14 protein-coding genes are annotated in these 16,855 nt (G+C 68.6%); 7 read left to right on the top strand and 7 right to left on the bottom strand.

Annotation, left to right across the window (positions count from 1 at the left end; genetic code table 11):
- The 3 genes from Y705_RS22280 to Y705_RS0108350 all read right to left on the bottom strand — a co-directional run.
- On the bottom strand, positions 1–586 hold a 586-nt coding region (locus Y705_RS22280), incomplete at its 3' end, for a hypothetical protein (protein WP_216698763.1).
- A gap of 181 nt (positions 587–767) precedes the next feature.
- Positions 768–1,646: a 16S rRNA (adenine(1518)-N(6)/adenine(1519)-N(6))-dimethyltransferase RsmA gene (gene rsmA, locus Y705_RS0108355; protein WP_026532530.1), complete on the bottom strand. Its 879-nt coding sequence runs from the start codon at positions 1,644–1,646 to the stop codon at positions 768–770.
- 10 nt (positions 1,647–1,656) lie between these two features.
- Positions 1,657–2,649 carry a TatD family hydrolase gene (locus tag Y705_RS0108350; protein ID WP_026532529.1) on the bottom strand — a complete coding sequence of 331 codons (993 nt, stop codon included), beginning with the start codon at positions 2,647–2,649 and terminating at the stop codon, positions 1,657–1,659.
- 150 nt (positions 2,650–2,799) lie between these two features.
- Here Y705_RS0108350 and Y705_RS18475 point away from each other — a divergent pair, with 150 nt between their 5' ends.
- From Y705_RS18475 to Y705_RS18465, 3 genes are read left to right on the top strand one after another with little or no spacing between them, the layout of a single operon-like run.
- Positions 2,800–3,855: an AAA family ATPase gene (locus tag Y705_RS18475; protein ID WP_049822478.1), complete on the top strand. Its 1,056-nt coding sequence runs from the start codon at positions 2,800–2,802 to the stop codon at positions 3,853–3,855.
- Positions 3,856–3,870: 15 nt separating this feature from the next.
- A complete protein-coding gene (locus Y705_RS18470; RefSeq protein WP_049822477.1) occupies positions 3,871–5,361 on the top strand; it encodes a DUF58 domain-containing protein in 1,491 nt (496 codons plus the stop codon).
- Positions 5,358–7,736, top strand: a complete 2,379-nt coding sequence (locus Y705_RS18465) for a transglutaminase TgpA family protein (protein WP_049822476.1) — start codon at positions 5,358–5,360, stop codon at positions 7,734–7,736. The genes Y705_RS18470 and Y705_RS18465 overlap by 4 nt, the downstream gene beginning before the upstream one ends.
- A 64-nt stretch (positions 7,737–7,800) precedes the next feature.
- On the opposite strand, the gene Y705_RS0108330 is transcribed toward Y705_RS18465, so the two are convergent.
- Positions 7,801–9,291, bottom strand: a complete 1,491-nt coding sequence (locus tag Y705_RS0108330; protein ID WP_026532528.1) for an NAD-dependent succinate-semialdehyde dehydrogenase — start codon at positions 9,289–9,291, stop codon at positions 7,801–7,803.
- Positions 9,292–9,486: 195 nt separating this feature from the next.
- Here Y705_RS0108330 and Y705_RS0108325 point away from each other — a divergent pair, with 195 nt between their 5' ends.
- The gene (locus tag Y705_RS0108325; RefSeq protein ID WP_026532527.1) at positions 9,487–9,909 is read left to right on the top strand and encodes a hypothetical protein; all 423 of its coding nucleotides are present in this window, start codon (positions 9,487–9,489) and stop codon (positions 9,907–9,909) included.
- A 1-nt stretch (position 9,910) separates the two neighbouring features.
- Here Y705_RS0108325 and rsmI read toward each other — a convergent pair whose 3' ends face one another.
- Positions 9,911–10,732, bottom strand: a complete 822-nt coding sequence (gene rsmI, locus Y705_RS0108320) for a 16S rRNA (cytidine(1402)-2'-O)-methyltransferase (RefSeq protein WP_026532526.1) — start codon at positions 10,730–10,732, stop codon at positions 9,911–9,913.
- A gap of 189 nt (positions 10,733–10,921) precedes the next feature.
- On the opposite strand from rsmI, the gene Y705_RS0108315 reads away from it, so the two are divergent.
- A complete protein-coding gene (locus Y705_RS0108315) occupies positions 10,922–11,848 on the top strand; it encodes a cation diffusion facilitator family transporter (RefSeq protein WP_026532525.1) in 927 nt (308 codons plus the stop codon).
- Positions 11,849–12,152: 304 nt separating this feature from the next.
- Entirely contained in the window at positions 12,153–13,841 is a 1,689-nt protein-coding gene (locus Y705_RS0108310; RefSeq protein ID WP_049822474.1) for a dolichyl-phosphate-mannose--protein mannosyltransferase, read from the top strand.
- On the opposite strand, the gene Y705_RS18460 is transcribed toward Y705_RS0108310, so the two are convergent.
- Both Y705_RS18460 and Y705_RS0108300 read right to left on the bottom strand, forming a co-directional pair.
- Positions 13,838–14,989, bottom strand: coding sequence for a TIGR01906 family membrane protein (locus Y705_RS18460; RefSeq protein WP_049822473.1), 1,152 nt, complete (start codon positions 14,987–14,989; stop codon positions 13,838–13,840). The two genes, Y705_RS0108310 and Y705_RS18460, sit on opposite strands and share 4 nt — an antisense overlap.
- Positions 14,990–15,154: 165 nt before the next feature.
- On the bottom strand, positions 15,155–16,147 hold the full coding sequence (locus tag Y705_RS0108300) for a stage II sporulation protein M (RefSeq protein WP_026532523.1): 993 nt from the start codon (positions 16,145–16,147) through the stop codon (positions 15,155–15,157).
- A 134-nt stretch (positions 16,148–16,281) separates the two neighbouring features.
- Here Y705_RS0108300 and Y705_RS18455 point away from each other — a divergent pair.
- The coding region (locus Y705_RS18455; protein WP_049822472.1) for an RDD family protein at positions 16,282–16,855 on the top strand (574 nt) is incomplete at its 3' end.

Below are 16,855 nucleotides of genomic sequence, written 5' to 3'. Positions count from 1 at the left end.
CCTGCCGCTCGAGCTGGCTGATCAGCTTCCGCTCGGACTTCCTCGCGTTTTCGTGGATGCTCCAGTGGACCAGACTCGTCACGCACATCCCGAGAAACAGTCCGCCATGGACCAGAGTCGAGACGAGCGGTTCCTCGACCCGGTACGAGGAACTGCCTGGACCGATCAGTGCCGCCGCTCCATGGTAGGAGAAAACCAGTCCGGCGGCGGTGGCGAACGGAGCCCAGTCCTCATACAGCGCCACGATCGGCACGACGATGAAGAACAGGAAATGGGCCTCCACGGTTCCCGACATTTCGACTGCTATCGCAGCGACGGCGATCAGGGCAGCGCAGGCGAGTGAAGCCCGGACCCGCTGGCCGCCCCGCAGGAACCAGGCGGATGCTGCAAGGACCAGGGGAAGGGCACCGTCGATAAGGGCCCGGGGGAAAGGCAGTCCCTGGGTCATGCCGAACCCGAAGAGTATGACGGAGGCGATGAGCACCGAGACGACGATCGCACGATGGCGCCTCAGCCACTGGTCCGAGGGTAGCTGCCGACCCTGCGGGAGGACAGCCGCCGCTGCGGAGATCCATCGTCCTGCCACTTGTCCACTCCTCGCCTGCGGGGTCGATCGGCAGGAGCTTTTCTGCATTGACAACCGTAACTGACAACCACATCCGACAGTCGCGCGCACTCCCGCCCCCGACGAATCCCCCTCGCCGGGGCCGCCTCTCATCGTGGCCCCATGCTACGTCACAAAGGCATAACGAAGCACACCCGCCACTTCATTCCGCCGTTGCGGCAGCTTCCTTCGCCTCGGCGATTCGCGCAAAGGCCGTGATATCCAGTACCTCTCCGCGGGCGACGGGATCGACGCCGGCCATTCGAAGAGCCTGCTCGGCGAGCGTCGGACTCCCCGCCCAGCCTGCAAGTGCGGCTCGGAGGGTCTTGCGGCGCTGGGCGAAGGCTGCATCGATGACGGCGAAGACTTCGGTGCGGTTGGCAGTGGTTGCCGGCGGGTCGCGCCGGGTGAAGCGCACCAGGCCCGACGCGATCTTGGGCGCCGGCCAGAAGACATTCATTCCGACAGTGCCGGCCTTCACCATGCTCGAGTACCAGGCGGCCTTGACGGAGGGAACCCCATAGATTTTCGAGCCCGGGCCCGCCGCGAGCCGGTCGGCGACCTCGTCCTGCACCATCACCAGTCCTGAACGAAGCGTGGGGAACCGCTCGAGGAGGTTCAGCACCACGGGAACGGCCACGTTATAGGGAAGGTTGGCCACAAGTGCGGTGGGCTGGTGAGGCAACTCGGTGATCCGCAGGGCATCTGCGAGAACGACGTCGAGCCTTTCAGCTTTGTCCGGACGCAGGAGCTTCACGGTGGCCGGCAGCCTGGCGGCCAGCACGGGATCGATCTCGACGGCGACCACGCGGTCCGCGACGTCGAGCAGGCCGAGCGTCAGCGATCCGAGCCCCGGACCGACCTCGAGCACCGTCTCGGACGGACCGAGCTGCGCCGATGCGACGATCCTGCGGATGGTGTTGCCGTCGATCACGAAGTTCTGGCCGAGCGTCTTGGTGGGCCGGATGTTCAGTTCAGCGGCAAGGCGCCGGATATCCGTGGCCCCGAGAAGCGGAACGGGGGGCGGGTTTTTCCGGGGCACAGTCACCTTTTCATGGTAGCCGTGCAGGCGCCCAGCTTCCGTAGACCGACTCGGTGTTCAGCGCCAGGCGTCCGCACAGCTCGTCAAGGTCCGCATCCAGCACCTCGGCCATGGCGCGGACGGTGTGCGGGAGCACGTAGGACGCATTCGGCTGCCCGCGGTACGGGTGCGGGGTGAGGAACGGCGAATCGGTCTCGGCAAGGATCAGCGAGGGGTCGGCAACCTGCAGGGCGTCCCGCAGATTCTGCGCATTCCGGAACGTGACGGTACCGGCGAAGGACATGTACCAGCCATGTTCGTTGCAGAGCCGTGCCAGCTCCGTGTCCCCCGAGAAGCAGTGGAACACCACGCGGTCGGGGGCGCTCGCCGTCAGAAGCGCCGAGACGACGTCCGCATGTGCCTCCCGGTCATGGATCTGCAGGGCGAGCCCAAGGCGACCGGCGATGTCGATGTGCCGCCGGAAGGAATACTGCTGGCGCTCCACGCCGCTTTCCGGCGTGCGGAAGTAGTCGAGTCCCGTCTCACCGATCGCCCGGATCCGTGGATGGGCGGCGAGCAGTTCGATCTCGGTGAGCGCCGCGTCGAGCAGGCCTGCTCCTGCGAGCACCGGTGCGTCATTGGGGTGGATGGCCACGGCGCCCAGGAGACGTTCGTCGGCCTCGACCGCCTGCACCGTGAACCGGGACGATTCGAGATCACAGCCCACCTGGACGGCGGCCCGCACGCCGGCTGCCGCCGCGGCGTCCATCGCGCTGCGTACATCGACCTGCACAAGGCCGTCCCGGAAATCGAGATGGGTGTGGTTGTCGATCACCGGCACCGCCAGCGGTTCGGGCAACGGCGGGTACTCGAGCTTCCGCCGGCGTCCGCCGCCGTCGGTGGCACCGCCGTCGGCAGCACTGCTTCGGTTTCCGCGGTCAGCGGCACTGCTTTCGGTACCCGCGTGGACGGCCTGGTAGGCCACCGGCGTGGTCCCTGCGGAAAAAGGCTGGCTGTTGCACATGGTTCCAGCCTAGCCAGTACCGGAACTTATCCCCCGCGGGGCAGGTTGAGACAGTAACCTGTAGATCACGATCAATCCTGTGCGTCGGGGTCAGCGGGTCCGCAGTCCCGCTGACTCGTCGGCTTGCAACCGCCTGTGTGGAAGGTACCGATGGACGTTCAGAACACTGTTGAAGTGCCAGGCCTCGCAGAAGCGGGTGATACCGCGCCGGAAAAGCCGGCTCATGGGCCCGAAAACTCCTTCTACGATGTCAGCACGAAAATCCTGGAGTCGATCAACACCGTGATCGACGGCAAACCGGACGCCGCCCGGCTCGCCCTCACCGTCCTCCTCGCCGAAGGGCACCTGCTCCTCGAGGACGTGCCGGGTGTCGGAAAGACGATGCTCGCCAAGACCCTCGCCCGCACCATCGACTGCACGGTGAACCGCATCCAGTTCACTCCCGACCTGCTGCCCTCCGACGTGACGGGGGTTTCGATCTACAACCAGGACACGCGCCGCTTCGAGTTCCGGCCCGGTCCCGTCTTCGCGAACATCGTGATCGGCGACGAGATCAACCGTGCGTCCGCCAAGACGCAGTCCGCGCTGCTGGAGTCCATGGAGGAGCACCAGGTCACCGTCGACGGCCGGACCCACTCGCTCGGTGAACCGTTCATGGTGGTCGCCACGCAGAACCCCATCGAGATGGAGGGAACCTACCCCCTCCCCGAAGCCCAGCGTGACCGTTTCATGGCGCGGATCTCCATGGGTTACCCGGATGCCCGTTCGGAAGTCGAGATGCTCGAAAGCCACCAATCCACCTCCCCGCTCAGCCGGATCCGCCCGGTGGCCACGGCCGCCGACATCGCAGGGATGATGGGACAGGTCCGTGCCGTCTTCGTGTCCCCGGCCGTCAAGGAGTACACCGTCGCGATCGGCAGGGCCACCCGGGAGCACCCCCGGCTCCGCCTCGGCGCGAGCCCCCGCGCGCTCCTGCAGCTGCTCCGGGCCGCGAAGGCCGGTGCCGCCCTCGAAGGCCGGGATTTCGTCCTGCCCGACGACGTCGCTGCCGTCGCCGACGCCGTCCTCGCCCACCGCCTCATGCTGGACCGGAAGGCGACGACGGCAGGCGACACGGCGTCGTCGGTTCTTGAGGGCATCATCGCCAGGGTTCCCGTGGCGCGGGAGAACCACCGGTCCGGTGCCCGGCAGAACCGGCTGAACTGACGGCCGGCCGGGTTCATGGCGCTCCTCGACCGATTACCCTCCAGGGTTCTGACCCCACGAGGCTGGGGCTTCACCATCGCCGCGGTGGTGGCCCTGTTGTTCGCCCAGACCCTGGGGCGCCGGGATCTGCTCTACCTGGGGATCCTCCTCCTGTGCCTGCCGCTTCTCTCGGTGCTCATCCTGCGCTGGAGCAAGCCCCGCTTCACCGTGGAACGCCGCTTCTCTCCGCAGTCCATGGAGACCGGTTCCACCACGACAGTGGGGCTCGCGCTGGCCTCTCCGGTTCCGTCCGGTGCTCTGGTCCGGATGGAGGAGCAACTGCCCGCACGCTTCGGTGAGGCACCGAAATTCGCTTTCCCCTCCCATAACCCCACCTCGAACGGGGTATCGCTGTACGAGTACCGGCTCCGGTCCTCGACCCGCGGCATGTACAGGATAGGACCGGTGCTGGCCGAGTTCGGTGATCCGTTCGGACTGGGCAAGTCACGCCATCAATTGGGCGGAACCGACACCCTGGTGGTGACTCCGGCGCCCGTTGAGCTGCTGCAGTCCGCTCTCTCGGGCTCGCGCGGCAGCGACGGCACGGCAGCCACCCGCCGTCAGGCGAACCCCAGCGACGACGACGTCATGACCCGCGAGTACCGCCACGGCGACTCGATGCGCCGGGTGCACTGGGCCGCGACCGCCCGGCACAGCGAGCTCATGGTCCGGCAGGAGGAGTCGGTGACCGCACCCGAGGCGACACTCCTGCTCGACCAGCGGACCGGCAGCTTCGGCTCCGGGTCCTTAGCTGCCATTCGGCACGACCACGCGCCGGGTGGAAACGGTCTGAGCACCTCTTCCACCTTCGAATGGGCGGTGACGGCAGCGGTGTCCATCAGCGCGCACCTTCTCGAGCGCAACTACGCGCTGCGCTTCCTCGACCACCACGGATCCCCTGCACTCCTGCGCTCACCATCGGCTCCGTTTCCCGGCGAGGAGGAACACCAGGGCCAGGGCGCGCTGGCGAACATCGCGGAGGGCCTCGCCGCACTCGAACTCGCGCCGGAGCCCGGGCATGCCGGCAGTTCGGCGGTGCACGGAGGCGAAGCCGCACGATCGGCGGTCCGTCGGCTGCGGGCCGACCGCTCCCACGCTGAACGGGTGGCCGCCGGCGCCGCGTTCGGTGATGAACTGCTGGATAAGCTCGCGGCGAACCGGCACCGCGGCCCGGTGGTCGCGCTCCTCGGACTGGTGACGGCGGCCGAGGCGACCGCGCTCGGGGCTGCGTCCGAGTACGGCTCGGCAGCCTTCGCCATCCTCGTCGCCGACCGCGCCCGCGATGTCGAGACCCAGCTTGAAATCCTCCGGTCAGCCGGCTGGCAGGCGTCGGCGGCGTCGCCGGATTCGGACCTCCGTGAAGTCTGGGCCGGACTGGATCAGTCCCCCGGAACCGCGACGGGTGTTCGAACCAGCACATGGGCTTTCCCAGGCACAGCAGCGGAAACCCGCGGGAGATCCTCATGACAGCACTACTCGACCGCCCGGCGCAGGAGTCGAAGGGGCGCCCGAACGCGCCGGATCGACGCCGCTCCGCTGATCCCGGGCACTGGTGGGTCACCGGTGCGGCGTTGTTCGCCGTCCTCGCCTCCGCCACCAGCCTCAACGGCGTGCTGGAGCCATGGACCTGGTTCCTGCCGGTGGCGTGCACCATTGTTCCCGTCCTGCTGGCCATGGCCGCGATGAGGGCCCTCGGCCTCTCCGGCAGCGTAGCCGCGCTTGCAGGGCTGGCAGCGTGGACCGGCGCGCTGACCGCTCAGTTCCTACCGGCCCAGAGCATTTTCGGAGTGATTCCGGGGGCGGGCGCGCCGGCGCAGCTCGGGGCGCTCCTTGACGCGGCAGAAGAAACCGTGGTGTCCCAGGTTGCCCCTGTGCTGCCCGGAGACGGCATCCTGCTGGTGGCATGCGCGGCGATCGGGCTCGTGGCCATCCTCGTGGATGTCCTGGCCACGACCCTCCGGATGCCGGCGACGAGCGGATTTGCGCTCCTGACGCTGTTGGTGGTTCCCGCCGTCGTCAAACCCACCGGCGTAGGAATCGGGGCATTCGTCCTCGGCGCGGCCTCGTACCTCCTGATCCTCGGCTGTGCGCAACTGCGGGAAACCCGCACCGTCTCCTCCGGGGCGTCTGCCGGATTCCTCGGGCGCGGGCTCGCGACCGGCAGTGCGGCGCTGGCAGTAGCGGTCCTCCTGCCCCTGGCCATCCCCGGCTTCAATACGGGCGCTTTCCCGCAGGGCGCGCGCCTCAACGTCTGGGGCAGCGCCACCGGCCTCAATCCCGCGGTGACGCTCGGCAACGACCTGCGGAACCCCACCGGGTTCGGCCGGATCACCTACGCCACCGATTCCTCGGTGCCCCTTTACCTGCGCGCAGTGACCCTCGAGAATTTCACGGGACGGCGCTGGGAGCCGGACCAGCGCCTCGGGAACCGCGAGCGTGGACTCGCGGAAATGGGGACCGGACTCGAACGGAGCTCGCTGTCCGACGGCGTCAGCGCCTTCACCCGGATCACCACGCAGAGCTATTCGAGCCCGTGGCTGTTGTCGCCGTACGCGCCCGTCGGTATCACCGGGCTGACGGGCCGGTGGTCGTGGGACCCCGAGAACCTCAGCGTGCTCGCGATCGACGGCGGGTCGACAGCCCGCCAGGTATACGAAGTACAGAGTGCCATTCCGCAGCTGACGCGCGAAGGCCTGAAAGCGATCGGCCCCTCCGAGCCGGGCGCTGTCGGGGATGTCTTCACCGACCTCCCCGGCGACACCCCCGACATCGTGAGGGAGACCACCGAAGCGGTGGCAGGCGGCTTCGCCAACCCCTATGACAAGGCCCTGGCCATTCAGAGCTACCTGCGCAGTGCCGAGTTCACCTACTCGGTCGAGGCGCCCGTCGATGGCGGTTACGACGGCAGCGGCATGGACGTCATGGCCCGGTTCCTCGAAGCCAAGGCGGGTTACTGCGTCCATTACGCAGGCACCATGGCGGTCATGGCAAGGGCAGCCGGAATTCCCAGCCGCGTAGCCGTCGGCTATACGCCGGGCACCCCCACGGGGGAGCTCGAGGAAGGCCCGGGAGACACGGAGCTACGGGAATTCGTCGTCGATTCCCGCAACGCCCACGCGTGGCCCGAGCTGTACTTCACCGGAGTGGGCTGGGTGCAGTTCGAGCCCACTCCCTCACGCGGCGTCGTACCGGGCTACGCCCAGGCGGCCTTCTCGCCGGTGGGGCCGAGGGCCGACGACATCGACAGCCTCAATCCGGGCACCCTACCCGATGCACTGGTCCCACCGGGCGACGCGGCGGAACAACCCGAGGCGGGCGGAACGGGTTCCGCTCCCGGCGACGACGGCCCGGCCCGTGCCGTGGGCGTCGTCGTCGGAGGCGGACTGGTCCTTTTCCTCCTGCCGCTCCTCCTGCGCATCACCCGCACCGGACTGCGGCGCCGTCAGCTCGCCGGCGGAACGGCACCGCGAGCGGCCACGACAGCCTGGGCGCAGGCCACAGAGCTGGCCGGCGACTACGGACACCCGCTGCTTCCCACCGACACTCCGCGCGGGTTCGCCGCGCGCCTCCGCGGTGAGGCCGCGCTGCACGGCGCGCCGTCCACTTCGCTGGCAAGACTGCAACAGGCATACGAGCGCGAGGAATACGCCGTGCCCGTTCCGCCGGGGGCGGAGCAGAACCGGAACGGGACGACGACGGTCCAGCGGACCGGCAGGCAGAGCCTCTGGGACGATGTCGAGACGGTCACCGCGGCTCTTCGCCAGCGCAGCAGCTGGGGCACCCGGCTGAAGGCGCTGCTGCTGCCGCGCTCCGTGATGAGCCGGTTCCCCCGGAGATACTGATGGAATGCCAGAAGACGATGGACCCCGGATCCGGGAATCCGAGGTCCATCACCGCCAGCCGGCCCTACGAGGCCAACGGATCCGCGATGCCGATGTACTGCGTGTAGAGGTACTCCTCAATCCCCTCCGACCCGCCCTCACGGCCCAGACCGGACTGCTTCACGCCGCCGAAGGGTGCTGCCGCGTTGGAGATGACGCCCGCGTTGAGGCCCATCATCCCGGTGTCCAGCCGTTCGCCCATGCGGAGGCCGCGGTTGAGGTCGCGCGTGAACACGTAGGCCACCAGCCCGTACTCCGTGTCATTGGCGAGCGTCACCGCTTCGTCCTCGGTGGCGAAGGTGATGATCGGTGCCACAGGCCCGAAGATCTCCTCCTTCAGGATGCGGGAGGACCGCGATACGTTCGTCAGCACCGTGGGCTGGTAGAAATATCCGGCACCGTCCACCGGGGCGCCGCCGGTCACTATCTCAGCACCGTCGCCCTGCGCCGCGGACACCAGGTCATGCACCTTGTCGCGGCTCTTCCCGTCGATCAAGGGTCCCAGCTTGGAGTGTTCTTCGGTGCCGCGCCCCGGGGTCATGGCCGCCATCCGGGATGCCAGCTCGGTGGCGAATTCATCGGCGACCGACTCGTGCACGATGAAACGGTTCGCGGCGGTGCAGGCCTCCCCCATGTTGCGGAGCTTCGCGAGCATCGCCCCGTTCACCGCAGCTTCCAGGTCCGCATCCTCGAAGACGAGGAACGGCGCATTGCCGCCGAGCTCCATCGATGTGCGCAGGACGTTGTCCGACGCCGCCGCAAGCAGGCTCCGACCCACCGGAGTGGACCCGGTGAAGGAGAGCTTGCGGAGCCGGGAGTCCTTGATGAGCGGGCCGGTGACGCCGCCGGCGTCGGTGGTGTGGATGACGTTCAGCACCCCCGCAGGCAGCCCTGCTTCCTCAAGGACCGCGGCGAACAACGACGACGTCAGCGGCGTGAGGTTCGCCGGCTTGAGCACCATGGTGCATCCGGCGGCGACGGCCGGTGCGATCTTGCGCGTCGCCATCGCGAGCGGGAAGTTCCACGGCGTGATGAGCAGGCAGGGTCCCACCGGCTTCTTGTTCACGAGGAGCCGTGACTTGCCGTCCGGCGCCACCGAATACCGCCCGGACGTCCGCACCGCTTCCTCCGAGAACCACCGGAGGAACTCCGCGCCGTAGGTCACCTCGCCGCGGGCCTCGGCAAGCGGCTTGCCCATTTCGAGGGTCATGAGCAGGGCGAAGTCCTCAGCACGCCGGGTCACGAGCTCGAAGGCCCGCCGCAGGATCTCACCGCGCTCGCGCGGCGCTGTCCCTGCCCAGTCGCTCTGGGCGGCAACGGCGGCGTCGAGGGCGGCTACACCGTCTTCCGGCGTCGCGTCGGCCAGCGACCTCAACGTCTTGCCCGTTGCCGGGTCTTCGACGTTGAACACTGCACCCGAGGAGGAATCCCGCCATTCGCCGCCGATCAGCAGGCCTTGCGGCACCTGCTCCAGCAGTTCGTTCTCGCGGGTGGCGGTCACAGCGGTGACGGACATGGCGCTCCTTGATCGGTGATGACAGCGCCGGGGCTTCCCGAACGCGGCAGAGTTCACGCTTCACGCTAGCCGCGGGGTGGAATCGGTGTCCAGACGTCGATGCACGGCGGAACCGGCAAAGCGCTGGTCACCTGCACAACCGACTCGGCACGGCGGGGAGCCTGGTCGCGGCCGCGCTCCGACGTACCCTAGATCATGACGACTAACTATGTTCGAGGCGCCTCAGCCAGCAGCGCGGACTCCCGGGCCGAGATCGTGGGACTGCTGAGCCGCCATGGTGCGAGCGGTGTGCGATGCATTTCCGAGCAGCGCCGGACGACGATCGTCTTCTCCTCGGGCGACCGCCAGTTCCGCCTCCTGCTCACCGGCCCGGCCGGGTTCCCTGACGAGACCGACGACTCTGGCCGCGAAAAGGCGGCCCGTCGGCGCTGGCACACGCTCGCCCTGCTGGTCAAGGCGAAACTCGAGGCGGTCAACGCGGACATCGTGACGTTCGAGGAGGAATTCCTCGCCTACACGGTGCTCCCGAACGGCCGCACCGTGTTCGAGAACACCCAGCAAGCCATCAGCAGGGCCTACGCGGCCGACTCTTCCGTGCCGCTGGAGGCACGGCCCTGAGCTAGCGCGCGGCAATCACTGCCGCATAGAGTTCACGCTTGCTCACCCGGGCGTCCTCGGCGATCGTCGCGACCGCCTCCTTGAGCCGGGCGCCGTCGGCCACGAGCTCCTGCACCGCCGCAACGGAGTCCTCGGGGCGCGACGGCGGAGCCTCGGGAGCGCCGCCCACCACCACCGCGATCTCCCCGCGCACCTCACTGTCCTGTGCCCACTGGAGCAGCTCGAGGAGCGTGCCGCGCAGCACCTGCTCGTGCACCTTGGTCAGCTCCCGGGCCACCGCCGCGGAGCGGGCCGAGCCGAAGGCCTGCTGCAGGGAACGCAGCATGGGTTCGAGCCGGTGGGGTGCCTCGAAGAACACCATGGTGCGCCGTTCGGCAACGAGTTCGGCGAGGCGCCCGGCACGCAGTCCGGGTTTCCGGGGCAGGAACCCTTCGAAGCAGAACCGGTCCGTCGGCAGGCCCGACAGCGCGAGCGCGGTGAGCACCGCCGAGGGTCCGGGCGCGGCGGTGACCTGGATCCCCTCGCCTGCTGCGGCCTCGACGAGCCGGTAGCCGGGGTCCGACACCGAGGGCATTCCGGCGTCGGTGACCATCAGCAGCGTGGCACCGTCGCGGACGAGGTCGAGCAGTTCCGCCGTCCGGGTTTCCTCATTGTGCTCGTGGTAACTGATGATGCGTCCACCCACCGTCACCCCGAGGGACTGAACCAGGCGGTGGAGCCTGCGGGTGTCCTCGGCAGCCACGACATCCGCGCTCTCCAGCAGGCCCAGCAGTCGCTCGGTCGCATCGCCCATATTGCCGATCGGCGTTCCGGCGAGAACCACCCGGCCCTGGGATGCGCCGTCGCCGGCTGTTCCCCGATAGGCCGCGAAATGCGCCTTGCCGGCATCGGGGGTCTTTTCGCTGCTGTCTACTCCTGGCTCGCTCACCGATCAAGCCTAGCGCTGTATCGACCCACGGCGCGGGTTCGGCGCATTTCCGCCGGGCTCCCGGCTGGGCTGTAGCCTGAGGAGATGGGGAACCATCACCAGCATGGGGCGGGCCCGACGTCCGACGGGTTCCACCGCGTCCCGCTTGCCGCCGCCCTCGCCGTCACCCTCGCCGTCTTCGTGCTCCAGCTCATCGGGGCGCTCTGGACCCGGAGCCTTGCACTCCTCTTCGATTCCGCCCACGTCTTCACCGACGCCGCAGGCCTCGCCATGGCACTGGGCGCCGCGTCCCTTGCCGCCCGCCCGGCCACAGCACGCCGGACGTGGGGCTTTCGGAGGGCCGAAGTGGTCGCTGCGATGGCGCAGGCCGGTGTGCTGCTCGCCGTCGGGCTCTATGTCCTCATCGAAGGAATCCAGCGCCTCGTCACGCCCACCGACGTCGCCTCGCGGGAACTGCTGGTTTTCGGGATCATCGGCCTGGTGGGGAACCTCGCCGCCCTGCTCATCCTCGCCCGGCACCGCGGCGCGAACTTCAACCTGAGGGCGGCTTTCCTCGAGGTCCTGGCCGACGCCCTGGGCTCGGTGGCCGTCATTCTCGCCGCCGTCATCATCACACTGACCGGCTGGATGCGCGCCGACGCCGTCGTCGCCATGCTGATCGGCGCGCTGATCCTGCCCCGGACCATGAAACTGCTGCATGCGACGGTGAACGTGCTGCTGGAGTCCACACCGGCCGGCATCGACCCCGATGCCGTGCGGGAGCACATCTGCGCGCTGCCGTCGGTGCGCGATGTCCACGACCTGCACATCACCCAGATAGCCACCGGTCTGCCGGTCCTCACCGCGCACGTGGTGGTCGACGACGACTGCTTCAGCAGCGGCAATGCCCACCGTGTGCTCGATCAGCTCCAGACCTGTGTCGCCGAGCACTTTCCCGTGAGCATCGAACACTGCACCTTCCAGCTGGAGCCGGACAGCCACCGCCTTCATGAGGACGGGCTCGCCCACTAGCACAGTAGTCCAGCCGACCGGGCCGGTGGCGGCATCAACACTCCGGTACCGTGTCCTGAAACACGCACGAGCTTCGAGCCTGGCGGAGGTGGTTCCCAGCCGGACTCTCCTGGTGCAAGTGCAAGTGCATGCACTGCAATCAACGCATGCACTTTCGCAAAACCGGCAGGCGGAAGTGATTGCAATGCAAGCATCGCAATCACTTCCGCAGGCGACCGGTGGGGGCTGTTCGAAGCGGTGCTCCTTGCTGGCGCTTCCACGCCGAAGCACGAACGTGCGGGGGACCGGCACCCCCGCCGGTAGCATGGCACCTGTGAGCCACACCGCCGTCCGAAAGCCCGGAGAGGGCACCCCCGCAGCCTGGCTCGCTGCTCCCCGGGAGGCTTTCACCGAGGTCGCGCTGGTCCGCCGACTGGTGGGCGCTGCGGCTCCGGGCGGACCGCTCACCTGGCTCCTGCCGCTAACGATGGCCGTTATCGCGGGCCTGTTGCGCTTCGTCCGCCTGGGCGAACCGGGTTCGCTCGTGTTCGACGAGACGTACTACGTCAAGGACGGCTACTCGATGCTGCTCTCGGGGTACGAGCGCGAGTGGCCCGAGGACGCCAACGACTCCTTCAATGCGGGAAACCCGGACGTTCTCCTCCCCACCGCCGACTACGTGGTACACCCACCGGTGGGCAAGTGGATGATCGGTGCCGGCATGCTGCTCTTCGGGGCCGACGATCCGTTCGGCTGGCGCTTTTCGGCCGCGCTGGCGGGAACGCTGTCAGTGCTGCTCATCGCCTTCGTGGCCCAGCGCCTGTTCAGCTCTCCCCTCCTGGGGGCGACGGCGGGGCTGCTGCTCGCCGTCGACGGCCACCATCTGGTGCACTCACGCACCTCCCTGCTCGACATCTTCCTGAGTTTCTGGATCCTCGCCGCCTTCGCCGCCCTGCTGAAGGATCGGGACCAGGCACGACGCCGGCTGGCGCGGTCGCTGTCGGCCCTGGCCCGGGCGGCCCCCGACGGCGTGCCGACACCTGCACAGCTGCGCTACGGACCATGGCTCGGCGTGCGCCCGTGGCGGATCGCCGCCGGGGTGTGCCTCGGCCTGGCCCTCGGGACCAAATGGTCGGCATTGCCGTTTCTCGCCGTCTTCGGGCTGATGACCGTGGCGTGGGACCTGAGTGCACGGCGGATCGCCGGAGTGCACCGCTGGATCGTGGGCGGTGTCCTGCGGGACGGGCTTCAGGCCTTTGCGGCAGTGGTGCCTGTTGCCGCCCTGACGTACCTCGCCTCATGGACCGGCTGGCTGCTGTCCACCGACGCGTACGGACGGCAGTGGGCCGTCACCAATCCCTCCGCGCTCTGGGGCTGGGTGCCGCCGTCGCTCCGCTCACTCGCCGAGTACCACCGCAGCGCCTTCACCTTCCACGAGGGACTCGGCTCGGAGCACCCGTACGAATCAAGCGCCTGGACCTGGCTCCTGATGGGCAGGCCCACCTCGTTCTACCGGGAGACCCTGGGCGCAGGGCAGGGCTGTGCGGTCGAGTCCTGCTCCCAGACGGTGACGGTCCTGGGGAACCCGCTGATCTGGTGGAGTGCCGCCGCCGCGCTGGTGGTGCTCCTGTTCGTCTGGGCCGGTCGCCGCGACTGGCGGGCGGGAGCGGTGCTCGCCGGCATTGCGGCCGGGTACCTGCCCTGGCTCCTCTACCCGGAGCGCACCACGTTCTTCTTCTACGCCGTGTCCTTCGAACCATTCCTGATCCTGGCTCTGGTGCACTGCCTGGGGCTGGTCCTCGGCGCGCCGCAGGGAGGACTGCAGGCAGGACGACAGGGAACACACCAGTCGGTGCGGCCGGATTCTGCCCGCCGTCGCCTGGGGATCGCCGTCGTCGGGCTCTTCCTGGTGGCCGCCGTGGCGCTGTCCGCCTACTTCCTGCCGCTGTGGACCGCCGAGGTGATTCCCGACGACCAGTGGCGGATGAGGATGTGGATGCCGAGCTGGATCTAGCGGACCCGCGGCTCGAGGCCTGCCGCGTAGCGGGCCTGCTGCGCCTCCTGCGCTGTCCTCGACCGCTCGCGCCTGGTCCTGGTGGGCCAGGTGAGGACCAGGGTCAGCAGTGTCGCGAGGAGCACGATGGCGCCCACCGACGCTGCAGCGTCCGTCCAGAACTGCTCCGGGAAGAGCCGGATCAGGGTGTCGTCGACGCGGAACGTCCATGACCCGTCGGCGAAGAACAGCGCATGGACCTGGGTGAAGAAGGTCTGCCAGGCGAGGATTGCGGCAACCGCGAGGGCCACGATCAGTACGAGGGTGATTACTGCGCCGGAGAACAGCGCCCGGCGGACGCCGCCCTTGTACTTGCGGGCCAGGTAGATGCCGGAGGCGACGGCCACCAGGAACAGCATGAAGGCTACTCCGAAGGAAAGCTGCAGCACGGCCTTCACATCCTCCATGTGCCCTACTTCGGAGTCGAGGAACAACTGGCCGCCGCCCGGGGCGACCAGACCCCCCAGGTAGCGCGCCGGCGCCAGGTTGATGACGTAGTCAAGGGCGTAGGAGCCGTAGGTCATGCGGTCCTCGGTGGAGAAACCGTAGGAGTCGGCGGGGAAACCGGGGCGGTGGTATTCGATCCAGAGGAACGACGACGTCGTCACTGCGCGCACCGCTCCCGCGAGCACGATGACGGGAAACAGGACGGCGATCAGCACCTGGAGGAAGCGGGGCAGACCCGGCTTCGGGGCGACGGCCTGCTCACGCTGGGCTGTGCGGCGCGCCACCTCGTCATCGGAGGGCCGCAGCGTGAGTGCCCCGGTGTCCGAGGGAGGTTCGGCGTACCGTCGGGTGTCGTCGGCCGAGGCCCGACGGGAACCGGATTCGGCGGACAGGGGAACGGCGGGCACGGGAGCGGGAGTGGCACCTGCGGGAGCGGGCGCCCCAGCGGGCGGCGCTTCCGTCGACAACGATTCCGTCGGCAGTGCCGCGGTGCGCGGCGCGGCGTCGTCGTGCGCGACGGTGTCGGTCTGCCGCGTGGCAGGCTCCCGTGCGTCAGTCCCCGGGGCGGCGTCGTCGTGCGCGACGGTGTCGGTCTGCCGCGGAACAGGCCGGGCATCGCCGGCGGTGTCCTGCTGCCCGGGGGCGTTGTCGGTGTCGGCCACTGCTGATGTCTCCTAGCTCCGCACGGCGCCGCTCGGGACGGCATGTCCCTATCGAGGGTACCGGCCGGACCTGCGGCAGCGCGGGAGGCTCCCCGAGGGACGGAAGGGGCTCCTTCGTGCATCGACGCCGGGCCGGTGCAGGACCGGAGGAAGAACCGAACCTGTTCAGGCGGTGCGGACGGTTTCCCCCCGGTCGACGGCGTCGAGATCGCCGGTGGAACCCGCCTTCGCCGCCCGGCTGCCGAGCAGGACGGTGTAGGCCCAGTACGCCGCGAGGACGAGGAACCCGACAATGATTCGCAGCCAGGGAGGGAGCGCGCTGGGCGTGATGAAGCCTTCGACGAGGCCGGAGAGAAGGAGCACGAGCACCAGTCCGAGGGCCACCGTGATCAGCGACCTGCCCTCCTCGGAGAGTGAGGCAGCTCGGGTTCGCCGCCCCGGTGCGACCCAGGCCCAGAAGATGCGCAGCCCGGCAGCGGCAGCGATGAAGATGGCGGTCAGTTCCATGAAGCCGTGCGGCAGGATGTAGAGGAAGAAGATGTCGAGCCTGTCGTAGGCCGCCATCATGCCGCCCGCCATGCCCACTCCCTGCGCGTTCTGGTAAAGGATGAAGGGGGCCCAGATGCCGGTTACGCCGAACGCCACCGCCTGGAGTGCGATCCAGGCGTTGTTGGTCCAGACGGCTCCCGCGAACGACGCCGCCGGATTCTCGGAGTAGTAGTCGACGAAGTCCTCCTCCACATACTGCCGGAGCTCCTGGTCCGTACCCATGGCGGCGATGACGTCGGGCGAGTTCGCCACCCATGCGCCGTGCAGCCAGGCGACACCGAGGAACACTGCACCGACCACCACCGTCAGCCAGCGGATGCGGTAGAAAGCGGCGGGCAGGGAAAGAAGGAAGAACCGGGCCAGGTCCTCGAGGAAATTGGAGCGGGCGCCCGTGAAGCGCGTCCGTGCCCTCGACAGCCTCATGGACAGCGCACCGGAGAGCGCGCTTTCGGGGTCCACGGAGCGGATCATGGACAGGTGGGTGGAAGCGCGCTGATAGAGCATCAACAGTTCATCGGACTCGGGACCCGACAACCGGCGCCTGCCCACCAGCGCATCCAGCCGCTGCCAGTCGGTGCGGTGCACTTCAACGAAGGCGTCGATGTCCATGCCATCACCCTATAGTTCCTCGCGCCACTCCGGCGTGCTGCCCCTCCCGCTCGACCGGCCGACGGCGGAAGTGTCACACCGGCTATAGGCTGGGCACGGAAAAGCAGGCCGGTACGAGGCAGAGGGGGCGACAGGTGAGTTCGGTGGTAACGGGCGAGGCAGTCGTCCTCGAACTGCGGCCCGCGGGGTTCGCGGCCCGCGGCCTCGGAACCCTCATCGACGTCGCAGCGCAGCTTCTCGTCGTGTTCGGGCTGGTCCTCCTGCTCGCGGACGCCCTAGAGGGCGCCTTCGATTCGGCGCTCACCGGCGCCCTTGTCCTCATCCTGGTGGTCCTGGTCCTCCTGGTCCTCCCGGTGACCATCGAGACCGTCACGCGCGGCAAATCACTCGGGCGCCTGGTCATGGGACTGAGGATCGTGCGCGACGACGGCGGTGCCATCCGTTTCCGGCACGCCTTCCTGCGCGGGATGGTGGGTGTCCTTGAGATCTATCTCCTGCTCGGGTCACTCGCCTTCGTGGTGTCCCTGTTCAATGAACGCTCCAAGCGGCTCGGCGACCTCCTCGCCGGAACCTACTCGATGCGTGAACGGGTCGTCGTGAAGCCCCGCGCAGCGGTGGGAATGCCTCCGCGGCTCCAGCAGTGGGCCTCGACGGCGGACATCGGGCGCCTGCCCGATCCACTGGCGCGGCGGGTCTCCCAGTTCCTCG

This window comes from Arthrobacter sp. H41, assembly GCF_000520535.1.
Taxonomy (GTDB): domain Bacteria; phylum Actinomycetota; class Actinomycetes; order Actinomycetales; family Micrococcaceae; genus Arthrobacter_D.
The sequence above is the reverse complement of the archived record's forward strand: the minus strand, read 5'-3'. Positions and strand labels throughout refer to the sequence as shown.

Coding starts and splice junctions, on each gene's coding strand:
- Y705_RS0108350 (WP_026532529.1), bottom strand. CDS start 2,649: ATGTGCAACAGCCAGCCTTTTTCCGCAGGGACCACGCCGGTGGCCTAC.
- Y705_RS18475 (WP_049822478.1), top strand. CDS start 2,800: ATGGACGTTCAGAACACTGTTGAAGTGCCAGGCCTCGCAGAAGCGGGT.
- Y705_RS18470 (WP_049822477.1), top strand. CDS start 3,871: ATGGCGCTCCTCGACCGATTACCCTCCAGGGTTCTGACCCCACGAGGC.
- Y705_RS18465 (WP_049822476.1), top strand. CDS start 5,358: ATGACAGCACTACTCGACCGCCCGGCGCAGGAGTCGAAGGGGCGCCCG.
- Y705_RS0108330 (WP_026532528.1), bottom strand. CDS start 9,291: ATGTCCGTCACCGCTGTGACCGCCACCCGCGAGAACGAACTGCTGGAG.
- Y705_RS0108325 (WP_026532527.1), top strand. CDS start 9,487: ATGACGACTAACTATGTTCGAGGCGCCTCAGCCAGCAGCGCGGACTCC.
- Y705_RS0108315 (WP_026532525.1), top strand. CDS start 10,922: ATGGGGAACCATCACCAGCATGGGGCGGGCCCGACGTCCGACGGGTTC.
- Y705_RS0108310 (WP_049822474.1), top strand. CDS start 12,153: ATGGCACCTGTGAGCCACACCGCCGTCCGAAAGCCCGGAGAGGGCACC.
- Y705_RS0108300 (WP_026532523.1), bottom strand. CDS start 16,147: ATGGACATCGACGCCTTCGTTGAAGTGCACCGCACCGACTGGCAGCGG.